Source organism: Streptomyces sp. NPDC052052, from assembly GCF_040680455.1.
Classification (GTDB): domain Bacteria; phylum Actinomycetota; class Actinomycetes; order Streptomycetales; family Streptomycetaceae; genus Streptomyces.
In genome coordinates this window covers 48,243-66,480 of sequence record NZ_JBFAWU010000022.1, presented here as the reverse complement: position 1 = coordinate 66,480, position 18,238 = coordinate 48,243, and the positions used below count along the sequence as shown (strand labels likewise).

The 18,238-nt window shown below is 71.6% G+C and carries 17 protein-coding genes; 12 read left to right on the top strand and 5 right to left on the bottom strand.

Annotated features, from left to right (window positions below; translation table 11 throughout):
• The first annotated feature begins 194 nt into the window (after positions 1–194).
• From AB0L71_RS24780 to AB0L71_RS24770, 3 genes are all read left to right on the top strand, one after another.
• Positions 195–767, top strand: a complete 573-nt coding sequence (locus tag AB0L71_RS24780) for an FABP family protein (RefSeq protein ID WP_365246858.1) — start codon at positions 195–197, stop codon at positions 765–767.
• Positions 768–834: 67 nt separating this feature from the next.
• Positions 835–1,305, top strand: coding sequence for a Fur family transcriptional regulator (locus AB0L71_RS24775; protein WP_365246856.1), 471 nt, complete (start codon positions 835–837; stop codon positions 1,303–1,305).
• 80 nt (positions 1,306–1,385) lie between these two features.
• Complete coding sequence (locus AB0L71_RS24770; protein WP_365246854.1) at positions 1,386–2,351, top strand: folate-binding protein; 966 nt, start codon at positions 1,386–1,388, stop codon at positions 2,349–2,351.
• Between the two features lie 89 nt (positions 2,352–2,440).
• On the opposite strand, the gene dtd is transcribed toward AB0L71_RS24770, so the two are convergent.
• Positions 2,441–2,890 (bottom strand): D-aminoacyl-tRNA deacylase, encoded by a 450-nt coding sequence (gene dtd / locus AB0L71_RS24765; protein ID WP_365246852.1) that lies wholly within the window; start codon positions 2,888–2,890, stop codon positions 2,441–2,443.
• Positions 2,891–3,007: 117 nt separating this feature from the next.
• Between dtd and AB0L71_RS24760 the strand changes: the two genes are divergently transcribed.
• The 3 genes from AB0L71_RS24760 to AB0L71_RS24750 all read left to right on the top strand — a co-directional run bounded on the left by AB0L71_RS24760 (position 3,008) and on the right by AB0L71_RS24750 (position 6,001).
• On the top strand, positions 3,008–3,610 hold the full coding sequence (locus AB0L71_RS24760) for an ABC transporter substrate-binding protein (protein WP_365246850.1): 603 nt from the start codon (positions 3,008–3,010) through the stop codon (positions 3,608–3,610).
• A gap of 48 nt (positions 3,611–3,658) precedes the next feature.
• Positions 3,659–4,654, top strand: a complete 996-nt coding sequence (locus tag AB0L71_RS24755) for an asparaginase (protein WP_365246848.1) — start codon at positions 3,659–3,661, stop codon at positions 4,652–4,654.
• 96 nt (positions 4,655–4,750) lie between these two features.
• The gene (locus AB0L71_RS24750; protein ID WP_365246846.1) at positions 4,751–6,001 is read left to right on the top strand and encodes a GNAT family N-acetyltransferase; all 1,251 of its coding nucleotides are present in this window, start codon (positions 4,751–4,753) and stop codon (positions 5,999–6,001) included.
• Here AB0L71_RS24750 and AB0L71_RS24745 read toward each other — a convergent pair.
• Positions 5,998–6,600 (bottom strand): TetR/AcrR family transcriptional regulator, encoded by a 603-nt coding sequence (locus AB0L71_RS24745; protein WP_365246844.1) that lies wholly within the window; start codon positions 6,598–6,600, stop codon positions 5,998–6,000. The genes AB0L71_RS24750 and AB0L71_RS24745 overlap by 4 nt on opposite strands.
• A 152-nt stretch (positions 6,601–6,752) precedes the next feature.
• Between AB0L71_RS24745 and AB0L71_RS24740 the strand changes: the two genes are divergently transcribed.
• The gene (locus tag AB0L71_RS24740; protein WP_365246842.1) at positions 6,753–7,598 is read left to right on the top strand and encodes a methyltransferase domain-containing protein; all 846 of its coding nucleotides are present in this window, start codon (positions 6,753–6,755) and stop codon (positions 7,596–7,598) included.
• Positions 7,599–7,761: 163 nt separating this feature from the next.
• Positions 7,762–8,364, top strand: a complete 603-nt coding sequence (locus tag AB0L71_RS24735) for a TetR family transcriptional regulator (protein ID WP_365246989.1) — start codon at positions 7,762–7,764, stop codon at positions 8,362–8,364.
• Positions 8,365–8,410: 46 nt separating this feature from the next.
• Here AB0L71_RS24735 and AB0L71_RS24730 read toward each other — a convergent pair whose 3' ends face one another.
• Both AB0L71_RS24730 and AB0L71_RS24725 read right to left on the bottom strand, forming a co-directional pair.
• Positions 8,411–8,872 (bottom strand): DUF2199 domain-containing protein, encoded by a 462-nt coding sequence (locus tag AB0L71_RS24730; RefSeq protein ID WP_365246987.1) that lies wholly within the window; start codon positions 8,870–8,872, stop codon positions 8,411–8,413.
• Between the two features lie 245 nt (positions 8,873–9,117).
• Positions 9,118–9,822, bottom strand: coding sequence for an alpha/beta hydrolase (locus AB0L71_RS24725; protein ID WP_365246840.1), 705 nt, complete (start codon positions 9,820–9,822; stop codon positions 9,118–9,120).
• 185 nt (positions 9,823–10,007) lie between these two features.
• Here AB0L71_RS24725 and AB0L71_RS24720 point away from each other — a divergent pair, with 185 nt between their 5' ends.
• Complete coding sequence (locus AB0L71_RS24720) at positions 10,008–12,407, top strand: excinuclease ABC subunit UvrA (RefSeq protein ID WP_365246838.1); 2,400 nt, start codon at positions 10,008–10,010, stop codon at positions 12,405–12,407.
• A gap of 157 nt (positions 12,408–12,564) precedes the next feature.
• Here the strand turns inward: AB0L71_RS24720 and AB0L71_RS24715 are convergent, their stop codons facing one another.
• Positions 12,565–13,644 (bottom strand): MerR family transcriptional regulator, encoded by a 1,080-nt coding sequence (locus AB0L71_RS24715; RefSeq protein ID WP_365246836.1) that lies wholly within the window; start codon positions 13,642–13,644, stop codon positions 12,565–12,567.
• A 306-nt stretch (positions 13,645–13,950) separates the two neighbouring features.
• On the opposite strand from AB0L71_RS24715, the gene AB0L71_RS24710 reads away from it, so the two are divergent.
• The 3 genes from AB0L71_RS24710 to AB0L71_RS24700 all read left to right on the top strand — a co-directional run bounded on the left by AB0L71_RS24710 (position 13,951) and on the right by AB0L71_RS24700 (position 18,201).
• Positions 13,951–14,325, top strand: a complete 375-nt coding sequence (locus AB0L71_RS24710; RefSeq protein ID WP_365246834.1) for a VOC family protein — start codon at positions 13,951–13,953, stop codon at positions 14,323–14,325.
• 457 nt (positions 14,326–14,782) lie between these two features.
• Positions 14,783–17,050, top strand: a complete 2,268-nt coding sequence (locus tag AB0L71_RS24705; RefSeq protein ID WP_365246985.1) for a heavy metal translocating P-type ATPase — start codon at positions 14,783–14,785, stop codon at positions 17,048–17,050.
• 185 nt (positions 17,051–17,235) lie between these two features.
• Entirely contained in the window at positions 17,236–18,201 is a 966-nt protein-coding gene (locus AB0L71_RS24700; RefSeq protein ID WP_365246832.1) for a ferritin family protein, read from the top strand.
• The last annotated feature ends 37 nt before the right edge of the window (positions 18,202–18,238 follow it).

The window sequence follows — 18,238 nt, the reverse complement described above, 5'->3', positions numbered from 1 at the left end:
CTCGTTCCGAGGAGCTCCCCGTGCTTGAGGCATTCTTCTCCGCCCTGCTGGTCCTGGTCTGCGTCGGCGTTCTCGCCTTCGCCGGCGTGACCGTGAAGAAGCTGTACCAGGGCCAGCGCTGACCTGTTCCGCCCTCGCGGGCGCCCGCAGTCACCCCTTCCCGTCCCCCACCTCACAGATCGCCTGAGCCGTTCATGATCGAGATCCCGTCCGACCTTCACCCGGACCTCGTCCCGCTGGCCTTTCTCCTCGGCAACTGGGCGGGCGCGGGCGTCTCCGACTTCCCCGGCGCCGAACAGTGCAACTTCGGCCAGGAGGTCTCCTTCAGTCACGACGGCCGGGACTTCCTGGAGTACGTCTCGCACACCTGGGTGCTCGACTCCGAGGGCAAGAAGGTCAAGCCGCTGGAGTCCGAGTCCGGCTACTGGCGCATCGACAAGCACCGCAAGGTCGAGGTCGTCATGGTCCGTGACCAGGGCGTCATCGAGATCTGGTACGGCGAGCTGGCCGACCAGAAGCCGCAGATCGACCTGGTCACCGACGCTGTGGCCCGGACCGCTTCCTCCGGCCCGTACAGCGGCGGCAAGCGTCTCTACGGCTATGTGAACAGCGACCTGATGTGGGTCGGCGAGAAGGCCACCCCCGAGGTGGAGCTGCGCCCCTACATGTCGGCGCACCTGAAGAAGGTCGTCACCCCGGAAGAGGTCGAGGCGATGGCGAAGAGCCTCGGCGACCTGCCGGACGACGGCATCGCCTTCTTCAAGTGACCCACGGGCTCCACGGGCCCCACGCAAACCTGTGGCCAGGTGCTCACCCGGTCCTACACTGGGGCCTGTGGTGAGCACCGACTGGAAGACCGATCTCCGACAGCGCGGCTATCGTCTGACGCCGCAGCGGCAGCTTGTCCTGGAAGCCGTCGACACGTTGGAGCACGCGACGCCCGACGACATCCTCTGCGAGGTGCGCAAGACCGCGTCCGGCGTGAACATCTCCACCGTCTACCGGACGCTTGAGCTCCTGGAGGAGCTGGACCTGGTCAGCCACGCCCATCTGGGGCACGGGGCACCGACCTACCATCTGGCCGACCGCCACCACCACATCCATCTGGTCTGCCGGGACTGCACCAACGTCATCGAGGCCGATGTCGATGTGGTCGCCGAGTTCACCGCGAAGGTCCGGGACAGCTTCGGTTTCGACACGGACATGAAGCACTTCGCGATCTTCGGCCGCTGTGCCGACTGCACGAAGAAGGCGGCCTCCGGGACCGCGCACCGGGCGGCCGACGCGGCCGGTTCCGCACGGTAGGCATTCCGCACGGCAGGGACCGCGCTCCGCTGAACCGGCCTGGTCCGGACGAGGGCCCCTGGCGCGTCTACGCTGGTCGTATGAAGAGCCCCCTGCTGTCCCTGCCCGGCGCCGTCCCCGCCGAAGGCCGCGACGAAGGCGTCGCCGCGCACTACGGCGACCTGTTCCGTGAGCAGCGCGCCCTCGCCGACGGCTCAGGCCTCGTCGACCTCTCGCACCGCGCCGTCGTCACCGTCAGCGGCAGCGACCGGCTGGCCTGGCTGCATCTCCTGATCACCCAACACGTCAGCGAGCTCGCCCCGGGTCAGGCCACCGAGGCCCTGATCCTCAGCGCGCACGGCCACATCGAGCACGCCCTCTATCTCGTCGACGACGGCGAGACCGTGTGGATGCACGCCGAACCGGGCACCCAGGGCGACCTCGTCGCCTATCTGGAGTCCATGAAGTTCTTCTACCGGGTCGATGTCGCCGACCGCACCGCGGACTTTGCCGTGGTGTACCTCCCGGCCGGTTCCATCGCGGAGGTCCCGGACGGAGTGACGGTCCGGGAGACGGCGTACGGCCGGGACCTGTTCCTGCCGCGCGCCGACCTGGCGGAGTACGCCGCCGCGAACGGCCCCCTGGCCGGCATCCTGGCGTACGAGGCGCTGCGCGTCGAGGCGCACCGGCCGCGCGTCGGCTTCGAGACCGACCACCGCACCATCCCGCACGAGCTGGGCTGGATCGGCACCGCCGTCCATCTCCAGAAGGGCTGCTACCGCGGTCAGGAGACCGTGGCCCGGGTGCAGAACCTGGGCAAGCCGCCCCGGCGCCTGGTCTTCCTGCACCTCGACGGCAGCGAGGTCGTCCTGCCCGGCCCCGGCACCCCGGTCCGGCTCGCCGCGGACGGCGCCGAGGGACGTCAGCTGGGCTTCATCACCACGTCCGCCCGCCACCACGAGCTGGGGCCGATCGCCCTGGCCCTGGTCAAGCGGAACGTCGCGGTGGACGCGGAACTGCTCGCCGGGGACACGGCGGCCTCCCAGGAGACGGTCGTGGAGCCGTAGGACCTTCGTTCCGATCGCGGTCCCGCACCGGCGTACCGGGGCGGGACCGCGATCGGGTCGATCCGGCCGAGGTGCCGCCCCGTCCCGGCTCAGACCTCGACGATGACGGTGAACGGGCCCTGGTTGGTGAGCGAGACCCGCATCCGGGCTCCGAACCGGCCCGTCTCCACCCGCGCCCCCAGCGCCCGCAACTGCGCCACCACCTCGTCGACCAGCGGTTCGGCGACGTCACCGGGCGCCGCGGCGTTCCAGGTGGGCCTGCGCCCCTTGCGGGCGTCCCCGTAGAGAGTGAACTGCGAAATCACCAGAAGCGGCGCGTCCACGTCGGAGCAGGATTTCTCGTCCTCCAGGATGCGGAGGGACCAGAGCTTGCGGGCGAGCTGCGCCGCCTTCTCCTTCGTGTCCTCGTGGGTGACCCCCACCAGCACACACAGTCCTTCGCCGACGATCTCGCCGACCACTTCCGGCGCGTCCGACGCCCCCGTGCCGTCGGACACCGTGACGCTCGCGCCGTCCACCCTCTGTATCACTGCACGCATGCCGACCAACCTATCTTGGGCTGAACGGGTACAGGTCATCTACACAGACCCCGCTGGAGTGGCACGATGCTCGGGAGGCGGTGTGCCGACGCACCGGTCGAGGGGATGGACAACAGTATGAGTACCTACGGAACCGGGCAGTCCCCCGGTGCCGTGCCGAACGCGCGCACCGGTACCAGCACCATGCGCCCACCGTTGCAGCGCACCGGCCACGGCCCGGACGGAGTCCCGTCGATGGGGCCGCAGTCGGAGCTCGACGGCCTGCGGCTGCCGGAGCTGCGCACCCTGCGCCGTGAGGCGCAGCGCGACGAGGCCGACCTCAGCTATGTGCGGCGGCTGGTCCAGGGACGCATCGACATCCTGAGGGCCGAACTGGCCCGAAGGGCGGATCCGGAGACACCGGTGGTGGACCGGCTCTCGGAGATCCTCGCCGACACCCCGTCCCAGCACCGCTCCTCCGCTCGGCACGTCACGCTCACCACGCCGCGCAGCGACGAGTACCGCCGTCTGGCGGCCGAGACGCTCGCCGAGGTCGCGCTCTCCGATCTCGACGCCCGTACGGACGAGGAGCTGCACACCGCGATGGGGCGTCTGGTCCGCTACGAGCAGCAGGTCTCCCGGCGCCGTCACCAGCTGCAACGCACTGCTGACGACTGCAGTGCGGAGATTGCGCGCAGGTACCGTGATGGGGAAGCCCAAGTAGACGACCTGCTCGCCTGAAGCGATCCTTCCGGGGGCGGGTCACCTCTGTCCCCGGAAGGCCGCACCATGACCTCCAGCGTCACTCTCGCTGCTCCCGCCGCCATATCCTCCGACCACTCCGTGGCCCACCCCGTCCTGGCCGAGGTCGTACGATCCGGCTTCGTGGAAGGCGGGCACCGGGGCTCCCTGGTCGTCCTGGCCGCCGACGGCAGCGTGGAACAGACGCTGGGCGACCCGGCGGCACCGGTCTTCCCGCGCTCCTGCAACAAGCCGATGCAGGCCGCCGCCCTGCTGCGGGCCGGCCTCGACCTGTCCGGGGAGCGACTGGCCCTGGCCGCCGCGAGCCACTCGGGCGAGGGCTTCCACCTCGACCTGGTGCGCACGATGCTGGCCGAGCACGGACTGACGCCCGACGATCTGCAGACCCCGCCCGACCTGCCGCTGGACCCGGTGGAGGCCGAGTCGTACCTCGCCGCGGGCCGGGGCCGGGACCGGGTGGCGATGAACTGTTCCGGCAAGCACGCGGCGATGCTCGCGGCCTGCGCGGTGAACGGCTGGGACCGGGCGTCCTACCTCGACCCGGCGCACCCGCTCCAGCAGCTGGTGCTGCAGGTGGTCGAGGAGGCGGCCGGTGAGCCGGTCGCCTCGGTCGGTACGGACGGGTGCGGGGCGCCGCTGATGGCGGTCAGCCTGGTGGGCCTGGCGCGGGCCTTCCGCTCGTTCGTGCTGGCGGAGCCGGGCACGGCGGAGCGCCGGGTCGGGGACGCGATGCGGGCCCACCCCGAGTACGTCGCCGGAACGCGCCGCCCCGACACCTGGCTGATGCGGGAGGTGCCGGGCACGCTCTCCAAGATGGGCGCGGAGGCGGTGCAGGCGGTGGCGCTGGCGGACGGACGGGCGCTGGCCTTCAAGATCGACGACGGTGCGACGCGTGCCCTCGGCCCCGTGCTGGCCCGGTCGTTGCGGCTGCTCGGCATCGACGCCCCGGTCGTCTCCCGGATCGGGCACGCGCCTCTGCTGGGTGGCGGCGGCGAGGTCGGCGCGATACGCGCGGCGTTCTGACCGGGCCGGCACCGGGCGGCACTGGCCGGCACCGGGCAGGGGCCCGCGGCGGAAAACCGGACGACAGAACAGGAGTCGGTACCTAGCGTGGGGCCCATGTGCCCCGACGCCCGCATGATCACCGAGTCCGAGTTCCCCGACTGGCTGCGCGCCCTGAACACCGGCTTTCTGCGCCCCCCGACGGTGACGGACGAGGAGGTGGCCGACCGGCTCCCGCACACCGCCCTGGCCCGTACCCAGGGCGTGTTCGACGAGGGGCGGTGCGTGGCCACGTTCCGCTCGTTCGCGCAGGAGCTCACGGTCGTCGGCGGTGCCACGGTGCCGGCCGACGCGATCAGCAACGTCACGGTCTCGCCCACCCACCGCCGTCGCGGGCTGCTCAGCCGGATGATGGCCACGGACCTGGCGGCGGCGAAGGAACGCGGCGACGTGGTCGCGACGCTGATCGCCGCCGAGTACCCGATCTACGGACGGTACGGCTTCGGCCCGGCGGCGTGGACCACGGAGTGGGAGATCGACGTGCCGAGAGCGGGCCTCGACCCGCGCCTGCCGGTGCCCGGTGCCGAGGACGGCGGCCGGATCGACCTGGTGAGCGGCGAGGACGTCCGCAAGCTCGGCCCGGCCCTGCACGAGCGGCTGCGCGCCCGGCAGCACGGGGCGGTCGACCGCAACCCGCGCTGGTGGAAACTGAGGACGGGGGAGAACCTGCCCGCCCCCGGCGCCTGGACCGAACCCTTCTACGCCCTCTACCGCAATGCCGAGGGCGAGCCCGACGGTCTGATCGTCTACCGGGCCGACGACCGCTGGGGCGACGCCAAGCAGCCGCTGAACCGGGCCACGGTGGCCGACCACATTGCGGTCACGCCCGCCGCGGAACGGGCCCTGTGGCACTTCGTCTGCTCCATCGACTGGATCACCACCGTCCGTACCGGTCACCGTGCCCCCGACGACCTGCTGCCACTGCTCCTCCCGGACCCGCGCGCGGCCCGCATCGTGACCCAGGCGGACTGGCTGTGGATACGCGTCCTGGACGTCGTACGCGCCCTGGAGGCCCGTACCTACGCGGCCTCCGGCACCCTGACCCTGGACGTCCACGACGCCACGGGCCTGACCACCGGCCGCTACCGCCTCGACGCCTCCCCGTCCGGCGCCACCTGTTTCCCCACCACGGCCGCCGCCGATCTCGCCCTGGACGTACGGGAGTTGGGGACGCTCTACCTCGGCGACGAGTCCCCGTCCCGACTGGCCGCCCTGGGCCGCGTCACGGAACTCGCGCCGGGTGCGGTGGCGCGGGCGGAGGGGATGCTCCGGACGGCCCGGCGAGCTTGGTGCCCGGACGTGTTCTAGTGCCGTGACCGGGGGGCGGCGCCGACGAGCAGGGCGACCAGTCGCTCCGCCTGATCACGGGGGTCCGGTGCGTCCACCCAGCCGGTCATCAGGAGGTGGTGAACGGTCCCGACGAGGGCGAGGGCGATCGACGGAGTGTCGGTGCCGTCCGGGAGGCGCCCGAGCTGCCGTTCGGCGTCCAGATAGGCGGTGATGGCGTTCTGGATCGCGGTGAAGCCCGGTGCGCCGGCCTCCAGCGCCTCGCGAATCCGGAGGGAGGCGGCGGGGCGAGTGATGGCCAGGCCGGTGACCGTGGGGTCCAGGGAGTTCAGGAGCATGAGCGCGACCGTGACGAGATTGTCGGCCACGGTGGCCTGACCCGCTTGCGCAGGGAGCCCACCGGCCTGGCGTGCGGTGCGCGCGAACCGGTCCAGGACCAGCTCGGCGACGAACTCGTCCAGGCCGTCGAAATGTGCGTGCAGCAGACCCTTGGCGCAGCCCGCCTCACCGGTGATCGCCCTGCTGGTCAGGGCGGCCGGGCCCTCGCGGGCCAGGACCCGCTCGGCGGCGTCGAAGAGCCGCTCGCGAAGGTCGGGGATCGCTACTCCGCGCGGGGACATAGAGCTACTCCTGGTCAGGGGTGATACGGCATCGCGGCCCGCTCCGGGCGGAAGGCGTTGCCACTATGGGCGCGTGCCCATAGTGTGCCCCTACCCTTTGGGCGCACGCCCATTCTAAGTCCGGCACGCACCCCGCACAGCAGGAGGCCCGCATGCAACACATCGTCAACATCGATCAGGCGCAGGCGTGGAACGGATACGAAGGCGACCACTGGGCCCGGAACCAGGATCGCTGGGACGCCGTGAACGGGGGCTTCGACGAACCCCTGCTCGCCGCCGCCGAGATCCAGGAGTGCGACCGTGTCCTGGACATCGGCTGCGGAACCGGGTGCACCACCCGCCTGGCCGCACGCCGGGCCCCGAACGGGCAGGCCCTGGGCCTGGACCTGTCGGCACCGATGCTGGCGCGCGCCCGCGAGACCGCGCGACGCGAAGGCGTCCCCAACGCGGCCTTCGAACGAGGAGACGCCCAGGCCCACGCCTTCGGGCCAGGCGCGTTCGACGTCGCGATCAGCCGCTTCGGAGTGATGTTCTTCGCGGACCCCGTTGCCGCCTTCGCCAACATCCGGCGCGCCCTGCGCCCCGGCGGACGCATGGCATTCATCTGCGCGGCCGGGGCCGAGGGCAATGAGTGGCTCCAGGCGATCGCGGCACTGCGCGACATCCTGCCGGTCGGGGAGTTCGGCGCACCGGGAAGCCCGGGAATGTTCGCCCTGGCGGACCCGGGCCGCACCGGTGGGATATTGTCCGCCGCTGGATTCGAGGACATCGACGTCGTGCGCGTGGAGGCCCACGGGACGTGGGGTCGGAGCGCCGCCGACGCGGCCGCCTTCCTGTTGGCCTCCGGCCCCGGACGCCACCTGACCAGCCAGGTCGGACCAGAGGCCCGGGACCGGGCCCGCCAAAGACTCACCGGCATCCTCCACGCCCATGAGGAGAACGGTGCGGTGCGCCTGCGCACCCCCGCATGGCTGGTCACCGCCAACCGCCCGAAGTAGCCGGGCCCGGTCGACCGGGCCGCCCGGCCGCCGGGACATCAAGTCCGGTTGAGGTCAGGGCGTACGCTTCGGGGTCATGAACGGAGAGAAGCCAGGTGCCGGGGCGGCGCACACGGCCGCGGAGCCTGCCCCGGTCCCCGGGGTGCCGGCGTCCCCCGCGACGATGAGTCTGCGTGAGCGGAAGAAGCTGCTGACGTACCAGGCAGTCTCCGACGCCGCGATCGCGATGTTCCTGGAGCGGGGCTTCGACAAGGTCTCGGTGGCGGAGGTGGCGGCCGCGGCGGACATCTCCAAGCCGACCCTCTTCCGGTACTTCCCGGCCAAGGAGGACCTGGTCCTGCACCGGTTCGCCGACCACGAGGACGAACCGGCCCGGGTCGTCGCCGCCCGCGCACAGACCGAATCCCCTCTGGACGCCCTGCACCGCCACTTCCTGGACGGCCTGGAGCGGCGCGACCCGGTGACCGGACTCTGCGACGTGCCGGAGGTGCTGGCGTTCCTGCGGCTGCTGTACGGGACACCGTCCCTGGTGGCCCGCCTGTACGCCTACCAGAGCCGGTCCGAGGCGGCGCTCGCCCAGGCGCTGGGCGACCGGCTGGAGGACAGGCTGGCCGCGGGCCAGATCATCGTCGTGCAGCGCATCCTGGCACTGGAGAACTGGCGACGGATCGACGCGGGGGAGAGCGCGGACCAGGCGTACGGCCGTGCGGTCGAGGCGGCGGAACGCGCCTTCGCGCAGCTGCGGTCGGGGCTCGGGACCGGGTAGCGGACGGCCGGTCGGCATTCCCGCCGGGCGCACCCGGCGGCGGGACTCAGGGGCGGTCGTCCTCGGCGTGCCGTACCGCCTCGGCGATCTCCCGCACCCGGTCCATCGTGATGCCGGTGCGCTGCTCCACGGCCAGCGGATGGTCGGTGGGCTCCAGCTCGATCCGGGGGCGCAGGCCGATCGGGCGGGTGTGGACGTTGGTCTTGAGGTTGGTCGTACGGGGCGAGTACAGCCCCAGTTCGGTGCTCAGCCAGCCGAAGTACGGCTGCTCCGACTCGCGGCCGGGGGTCTCCCACACATCGAGGGCGCGGGCGAAGTTCTCCCGGCTGAGCGAGACCCAGACACCCCAGGAGAAGCTCTCCTGGCTGCCGATGACGGGGATCTCGATCAGTCCCTTGACGAAGTAGTGCTCGTTCCTGACGACGCACTGGTCCGACGACAGCATGCTGTCGGGATCGCTCTCCAGGCTCGGGTCCCAGACGTCGGGCGCCATGGTGGAGTACCCCATCGGGAGTTCCGCGTGGTGTTCGCCGCAGCAGGAGCAGATGTAGCCGGGGTCGGTAGCCATGAGCGGGATCCTAGGGCCTTTCGGCCGGATCCCGCCGGGCCCGTCCACCCCACCGGACCCCCACGCTCCGGTCCGGCCACTCGACGGGCAGGCGCGGGAGGGCCCGTACGGAAGGGGCGTGCGGGCGCCGGGTGGACGGGTGTCGGGCGTGCGGCGGCAGGCCGTTGTCGGGCCCGCTCCCGGGATCAGGCCTTCTGGACCGAGCGGCTGAGGATCTGCGCCAGTTCGCGCGGCCGGGAGAACATCGGCCAGTGACCGGTGCTCATCTCGACCAGTTCCCAGCTGTCGTTGCCGGCCACCAGCTCGGCCACGACGGGCTTCGGCTCGTCGCCGTCGAGCAGACACTTGATGTACGTCGCCGGAAGGTCCCCGAGCGGGCGGGTCAGCACGGCCGGCTCGGTCAGCGTGGCGCCGGGGTGCGGTGTCGAGCCGCCCGTGAACCGGGCGATCTGCTCGCCGGTGAGGTCCTGGCCCTCGCAGTCGGCGGCGGTGAGCGGCGCCCAGAAGCCGCCGTTCTTGTCGATGGCGGCCTCCAGCGCCTCGCGGCCGGCCCACCAGTCGGAGGCGAACGACTCGCCGTCGACCGGGACCTCGGAGTCGACGAAGACCACACGGGCCAGTCGGTCACCGATCCGTTCGGCGGCCTGGCCGACCGGGATGCCGGCGTAGCTGTGCCCGACCAGGACGACCTCGTGGAGATCGCGGCCCTCCACCACGTCGACGACGTCCTGGACGTGGGTCTGCTGCCCTGCCGGTATGGCGCGCTTCTCGGCGAGGCCCGACAGCGTCACCGGGTGGGTGCCGTGCCCGGCCGCACGCAGCTCCGGGACCACCTCGTCCCACGCCCACGACCCGAGCCACGCGCCCGCCACCAGTACGAATTCAGTCATGTCCGCAACGTAGCGTGCCCCACCACCACGCGCTCCGGTTTCGTTCTTCGTTCCTGCGCGGCAGCTGCGCAACGCGAAGAATCGCCCGTACTGGTCGGATCGGAGCTGGTTAGATCGAGCCAGGTGACGCCGACGGGGACCGCGCAGGCGGCTCGGCCTCACGGGACAGCCCTCAGGGAGGCGCCATGAACACGACCGCGAGGGCGGACGCACAGCCGTCCGCGCCGCACGCCGCCGACTGCCACGATCTGATCCGTGTGCACGGCGCGCGCGAGAACAATCTCAAGGACGTCAGCATCGAGATACCCAAGCGCAGGCTGACGGTGTTCACCGGTGTCTCCGGCTCGGGCAAGAGCTCGCTGGTGTTCGACACGATCGCCGCGGAGTCCCAGCGGCTGATCAACGAGACCTACAGCGCCTTCGTGCAGGGCTTCATGCCGACCCTGGCGCGGCCCGAGGTCGACGTGCTCGACGGGCTGACCACCGTGATCGCCGTCGACCAGCAGCGGATGTCCGCCGACCCCCGCTCCACGGTCGGTACCGCCACCGATGCCAACGCGATGCTCCGCATCCTCTTCAGCCGGCTCGGCACACCGCACGTCGGCCCGCCCGGCGCGTTCGCCTTCAACGTCCCGTCGGTCAGGGCGAGCGGTGCGATCACCGTCGAGCGCGGCAACAAGAAGGCCGTGAAGGCGACCTACACCCGCACCGGCGGCATGTGCACACGCTGCGAGGGCCGGGGCACGGTCTCCGACATCGACCTCACCCAGCTCTACGACGACTCCAAGTCGATCGCCGAGGGCGCGTTCACCATTCCCGGCTGGAAGTCGGACAGTTTCTGGACCGTGCAGGTCTACGCCGAGTCGGGTTTCCTCGACCCGAACAAGCCGATCCGTAGGTACACCAAGCGGGAGATGCAGGACTTCCTCTACCGGGAGCCGACCAAGGTCAAGGTCAACGGCGTCAACCTCACCTACGAAGGACTGATCCCCAAGCTCCAGAAGTCGATGCTGTCCAAGGACAAGGAGGCGATGCAGCCGCACATCCGGGCGTTCGTGGATCGCGCGGTCACCTTCACTGCCTGCCCCGAGTGCGACGGCACCCGGCTCAGTGCGGCGGCCCGGTCCTCGAAGATCAAGGGGGTCAGCATCGCCGACGCCTGCGCGATGCAGATCAGCGACCTGGCCGCATGGATCCGCGGTCTCGACGAGCCTTCGGTGGCACCGCTGCTCACCGCTCTGCGGCATTCCCTGGACTCGTTCGTCGAGATCGGGCTCGGTTACCTCGCGCTCGACCGGCCGTCGGGCACACTGTCGGGCGGCGAGGCGCAGCGCGTCAAGATGATCCGCCACCTCGGTTCCTCGCTCACCGACGTGACCTATGTCTTCGACGAGCCGACCGTCGGACTGCACCCCCATGACATCCAGCGGATGAACGAGCTGCTGCTGCGGCTGCGGGACAAGGGCAACACGGTGCTCGTCGTGGAGCACAAGCCGGAGATGATCGCGATCGCCGACCATGTCGTCGATCTCGGCCCCGGCGCCGGTACGGGCGGCGGCACCGTCTGCTTCGAGGGCACCGTCGAGGGGCTGCGGGCCGGCGACACCGTCACCGGCCGCCATCTCGACGACCGGGCCACCCTGAAGAAGACGGTGCGCACCCCCACCGGCGCGCTGCAGATCCGGGGCGCGACGACGCACAACCTGCGCGACGTCGATGTCGACATCCCGCTCGGGGTGCTGGCCGTCGTCACCGGCGTCGCCGGTTCCGGCAAGAGCTCGCTCGTGCACGGGTCGATGCCCCAGGAGACAGGGGACGGGGGTGTGGTGTCGGTCGACCAGAGCCCGATCCGCGGCTCGCGGCGGAGCAACCCGGCGACGTACACCGGTCTGCTCGACCCGATCCGCAAGGCGTTCGCGAAGGCCAACGGCGTGAAGCCGGGGCTGTTCAGCGCCAACTCCGAGGGTGCCTGCCCCACCTGCAACGGTGCCGGTGTCATCTACACCGACCTGGCGATGATGGCGGGTACGGCCACCACCTGCGAGGACTGCGAAGGGAAGCGTTTCGAGGCCTCGGTCCTCGACCACCACCTCGGTGGCCGCGACATCAGCGAGGTGCTCGCGATGTCGGTGGCCGAGGCCGAGGAGTTCTTCGGTACCGGCGAGGCGCGCACGCCTGCCGCGCACCGCATCCTGGGCCGGCTCGCCGATGTCGGGCTCGGCTACCTCACCCTCGGCCAGCCGCTCACGACGCTGTCCGGCGGCGAGCGGCAGCGGCTCAAGCTGGCCACCCACATGGCCGAGAAGGGCGGCGTCTACGTCCTCGACGAACCGACCGCCGGCCTGCATCTCGCCGATGTCGAGCAACTCCTCGGCCTGCTCGACCGGCTCGTCGACTCCGGCAAGTCGGTCATTGTCGTCGAACACCATCAGGCGGTCATGGCGCACGCCGACTGGATCATCGACCTCGGCCCGGGCGCCGGCCACGACGGCGGCCGGATCGTCTTCGAGGGCACCCCCGCCGACCTGGTCGCCGCACGCTCCACCCTCACCGGCGAGCATCTCGCGGCCTACGTCGGCAGCTGACGGGACCCGCACGGCACGGGAGGCCCGGCGCCGCGGACGAGGCGTCCTAACGGCGCCGGCCGCAGTGACCGTGCGGGACCGGCTGTGTCGTACTCCCCACGAGTGCGGACGGGCACCGTACCGATGTCCTCGTCGGCCGGAGCGGGGCCGCTGCCGCCTACTGCTGGAGTTCCACGACGTCGGCGACCACACAACTGATGTTGTCGGGGCCGCCGGAGCCGTTGGCGAGGGCGACGAGTTCGCGGACCGTCTGCTCGGGCTCGCCGTTCTCGGAGAGCACCCGGCGGATCTCCTCGGTCGGTACGACGGTGGACAGCCCATCGGAGCAGAGCAGGTACCGGTCTCCCTGCCGGGCGTCGTGAAGACGCAGGTCGGGGGTGGTATCGGCGCCTGGGCCCAGGGCGCGTACCAGCAGCGACCGCTCGGGGTGGGAGGCGGCTTCCTCCGGGCTGAGGCGTCCTTCGTCGACCATCGACTGCACCATGGTGTGGTCGTGGGTGATCTGGAACAGCCGTCCGTCGCGCAGGAGATGGACACGGGAGTCGCCGATGTGGACGAGGGCGAGCTGTGATCCGGTCCAGAGCATCGCGGTGAGGGTGGTGCCCGCCTCTTCGGGGGAGGAGCCGGGACCTGCGAGGCCGTCCACGGCCTGTTTGGCCTGTTCGATCGCGTCCTCCAGAACGTTGAGGAGACGGCCCGCCGGGATGCTGTCCGTTTCGAGGTGCTTGAGTGCGTCGACGGCGGCCGCGCTCGCGGGGGCTCCTTGGCTGCCGAAGCCGTCGGCGACGGCGAGCAGCCGGGACCCGGCGTAGGCGGTGTCCTGGTTGCTCCGGCGGACGAGGCCGGTGTCGGACAGGGCCGCGTAACGGATGCTGAGGGGCTTGGCGGTCGGGGACATGGCAGGGTCCTTCCAGCTCAGGTGGTCGATGAGGAAGGCGGCCAGGTCCCGCCGTGCGGCGGTGTCGGCTTCGACCCGGGCCCAGAACGCGCGGATCTCCTGGGCCGCCGATGCCGCATCCAGCGTGCAGACGCGCTGGATGCGGGCCAGCGGCATTCCCAGGCGGCGGAGCCAGGCGACCAGCCGGGCCCGGTCCAGTTGTTCCGGTGCGTAGAGCCGATAGCCGGTGACCGGGTCGACACGGGCGGGGGTCAGCAGGCCGAGCTCGTCGTAGAGACGCAGCGCCTTCGGCGACAGCCGGGACGCCTTCGCGAACGCTCCGATGGTCAGCAACCCCATGCCCGTACCTCCTCATGCCGGGCCTGTCGCCCGGCTCCACCGATGCTGTGGGCTTCCCCAGGGTGAAGGTCAACAAGGATTCCGCGCCGGCTCGCTCGGCGTCCCGGTGGGCGTTCCGTTCGGTCCTGCTCGGCGTCGCGGTGGGCGTTCCGTTCGGTCCTGCTCGGCGTCGCGGTGGGCGTTCCGTTCGGTCCTGCTCGGCGTCGCGGTGGGCGCCCTGTTCGGCCGCAGACGGCCGCGGCCAGGGTGTGCCGCATGGAAGTAGGTTGTGCGGTACGGAAGTTGACCGATCGGCCCGGAGGTGCCATGTCCCCGCAGATGGAGTTGGTTGCGATCACCCTCGACTGCCCCGATCCGTTGGCTCTGGCGGCGTTCTACCAGCAGGCCACCGGCCTCGAACCCCACCCGAAGTCGGACGCCGACTTCGCCGGTCTCAACCGTGCGGACGGACTCTTCATCGGCTTCCAACGGGTCGACGGCTACCGGGCCCCCTGCTGGCCCGGCCAGACCGTTCCCCAGCAGCTGCACATCTGCTTCAAGGTGGGGGAGGACCTGGACGGAGCCGAGGCCCGCCTGCTGGAGCTGGGCGCGGGCAAGCCGGACCACCAGCCGCATGAGGCCTCCAGGGCGCGGGTCCTCACCGATCCGGTCGGGCATCCCTTCTGCATCGTCAGGGACTGACCGGCGGTTCCGCAGGGCATCGGACCCGGTGCGCACCCCACAGGGGTGTGCCGGCCGGCGCCCTGCGCCGGGGGCCACGGGCCGGACATGCGAGACCATCCCGGCGGCGCGATCCTGGGGCTCGGAGGCACTTGTCGGAGCAGATCCGTTGTTTCCGGCGGCAGGACGGCGGGCGCCGCCCACGTCGGCCGTTGTTCCGCGCGACTCGTTCTCCGAGGATTCGGCCGCAAGCGTCGCCCCGGACCTTTCGAGGCCCCCGTGCGTACCTGCCGAGGGTGAGGGCGCGTTCGGCCGGCGCCCCGAGGGTCCGGCTGGGCGGACCGAACGGCTCTGGCAGGAGCACCGACCGGTGCGGCGTGCCGGCCAGAGGCAGCCGGGGCGAACGGAGTGCACGGTGAACCGACGCGACGACGAACGAACGGATACACGGACGGCAGGTGCCCCCGCCCGGCGGTGGCTGGAGCCGGTACTGCTCGCGGTCACCGCCGGTGCCCTGGTGGCGGGCGGTGTCGCGTGGCTCGGCGGTTTCGGGCGGGTCGCGGCCGCATGCTGGGCGGCCGGGACCGTCGTAGCAGTCCTCCCGGCCCTGGCCTGGGTGATCGGCGCGCTGCGACGCGGCCGGGCCGGGGTCGACCTGATCGCTGTCCTCGCCCTGGCCGGAACCCTGGCCACGGGCGAGTATCTGGCCGGTGCGTTGATCGCGCTCATGCTCGCCACCGGCCGCTGGCTGGACGCCGCAGCCGAACGCCGCGCCTCGCACGACCTGCGCCATCTCCTGGAGCATGCCCCGCGGTCGGCCCGCCGCCGAACCGGGGACGAGGTGCGGACGGTGCCGTTGAGCGAGGTCCGGGTGGATGACCTGCTGGTGGTCGGTCCCGGCGAGGTCGTCCCCGTCGACGGGCGCATCGAGGACGGCACCGCTGTCCTGGACGAGTCCGTCCTCACCGGGGAGTCCCTTCAGGTCGAACGGACCGCAGGCGAGACGGTGCGCAGCGGTGGCATCAACGCCGGCACCGCTTTCGAGCTGCGGGCCTGTGCGACCGAGCAGGACAGCACCTACGCCGAGATCGTCCGCCTCGCCCGGCAGGCAGGTGCCGAGAGCGCCCCGGTGATCCGGCTGGCGGACCGGTACGCCGCCTGGTTCCTGCCCCTGACGCTGGCCGTGGCGGGGCTGGCCTGGCTGGTCAGCGGCTCGGCCGTGCGGGCGGTGGCGGTCCTGGTGGTCGCCACCCCGTGCCCGCTCCTGCTCGCCGCGCCCGTCGCGATCGTCTCCGGGCTGTCCCGCGCCGCCCGTCAGGGCGTGGTGATCTGTGACGGCGCCGCCCTGGAGACCCTCGGCCGCGCCCGCACCTTGATCCTCGACAAGACCGGCACCCTCACCACGGGCCGCCCCCGGGTGATCGACGTTGCCGCCGCGCCCGGCCGTACCCCCGCCGACGTCCTTGCCCTGGCAGCCTCCGTCGACCAGTACTCCCCCCACGTCCTCGCCCGGGCGATCACCGACGAAGCCCATGTCCGCGGCCTGACGCTCATGCCGGTCCGCGACGTCACCGAGGAGCCCGGGCGCGGCGCCACCGGTCGCGTCGGCGGCCGGCTGGTGAGCGTGGGCAAGCACGACGGCACGCCCCTGCCCGCCTGGGCCGGCGCCGCGGACAACCGCGCCACCCTGGATGGTGCCGCCGTCGCCTGGCTCACCACGGACAGCACGCTCACCGGAGCGATCCTGCTGCGCGACCCGCTGCGTCACGACGCCCCGCGCACCCTGCGGCGCCTGCGTGAGGCCGGCATCCAGCGCCTGCTCATGCTCACCGGAGACCGCGCCGAGCCGGCCCGCGAGATCGCCGCCGTCCTCGGACTGGACGACGTCCGCGCCCAGCAGACCCCCGCCGACAAGGTCGCCGCCGTGCAGGCCGAACGCGAGCGCGCGGTCACCGTCATGGTCGGCGACGGTGTCACCGACGCCCCCGCCCTTGCCGCCGCCGACGTCGGCGTCGCCATGGGCGCACACGGCTCCAGCGCCTCCTCCGAAGCGGCCGACATCGTGCTCACCACCGACCGCGTCGACCGCCTCGCCGATGCCGCCACCATCGCCGTCCGCGCCCGGCGGATCGCCGTCCAGAGTTCCCTCGGCGGCATGCTGATGTCCCTCGCGGCCATGGGCGCCGCCGCCTACGGCCTGCTGCCGCCCGCCGTCGGCGCGCTCCTCCAGGAGGGCATCGACGTCGCCGTCATCCTCAACGCCCTGCGCGCCCTGCGCGTCGATCGTCGCGCCCGGGTGACCATCGAACCGGCTACCGAACAGCTCATCCAGCGCTTCGCCGCCGAGCACGACGACCTGCGCGACGTCATCGAGGCCGTCCGCGAAGCCGCCGACCAACTGTCGGACTCCACCGGCCCGCAGGCCCTGGACACCGTCCGCCATGTCGACCGGCTTCTCACCGACCGCCTCCTCCCTCACGAGTACGCCGAGGAAACCCAGCTCTACCCCGCCCTCGCCCCCGCCCTCGGCGGCCCGGAAACCACCGCCACCATGAGCCGCGCCCACACCGAGATCCACCGCCTGGCCCGCCGCATCACCACCCACCTGGAGCTCGCCGGCGCCCACCACGGCGGCCTGCGCCCCGAACAGATCGACGACCTGCGCGCCTGCCTCTACGGCCTCTACAGCGTGCTGCGCCTGCACTTCACCCAGGAAGAGGAGAACTACTTCTCCCTCGCGCGCTGACTCCGGACACTGAATGCGGACACCCGGGGCCGTGCCATTCCGACCGGCTCCGACCGCCGCCTGCCCGGCATCAAGCACCGATGCCACGCTGCGTAAACACCCGAAAGGGTTACGTGAAGGGGCAGGAGTGGGCGCGTACGGGTCGTATGGGAGGGCCGCTCCCAAGGGCTCCCGAGGAGGACATCATGTTCCGTCACTCGATCCGCGCACTTCTGGTCGCTCTGAGCACGCTGACCGCGGCATCGCAGGCCGCCACAGCCATGGCACTTGCCGTACCGGCCGAGCCGCACACGGTGGCGCCCGCCGCCCAGTCACCCCGCCAGCAGACGGTCTCCGACCTCACCACCACCATGAAGGGCGAGGCGTTCGCCCACGCCTCCTACGGCCTCTTCGGCACGCAAGCCGACCGCGAGGCCCACCCGGCCGTCGGCAAGCTCTTCCGCGCCACGGCGCAGACCGAGCTGAACGAGCACCTGAAGCAGGCGGCCGCCCTGGCCGGCACGGTCGGCACGAACGAGGCCAACCTGCGCCAGGCCATCAACGGCGAGACCTACGAGCACCAGGTCATGTACCGGGGCTTCGCCGACCAGGCCCGCATGGACGGTGACGACGAGGCCGCCAAGCTGTTCACCGAGATCGCCGCGGACGAGGGCCGTCACCGCGACGCGTACCGCATGGCACTGACAGCCGTGACCACCGGCCGCGGCTCCGTCCCGGCGCCGCCCAAGGCGGACATGGTGCCGGTGCCCGCCGGCATGCCGAAGGTGAAGGCTGCCCGCACGATGGCCAACCTGGACACCGCCATGCACGGCGAGGCGCTCGCCCACGCCAAGTACATGCTCTTCGCCGAACGCGCGCGGCAGACCGGCAACCAGGCCCTGGCTCGCTTGTTCGAGGGCACGGCCGGGGTGGAACTGCACGAACACTTCGCCGGCGAAGCGGCCCTGGCCGGTCATGTCCGCATGACGAAGGACAACCTGCGCACGGCCATCGCCGGGGAGCACAACGAAGCGACCAACCAGTACCCGGGTTTCGCCAAGCGGGCCACCGCCGTCGGTGACACCGCCGCCGCCCGCTACTTCCGCGACACCGCCGCCGCCGCGGCCAAGCACGCCGCCGCCTTCCAGCAGGCACTCGACCAACTCCACTGACCCACCTCCCAACTGAGCCGCGAGACCGGCCGGACAC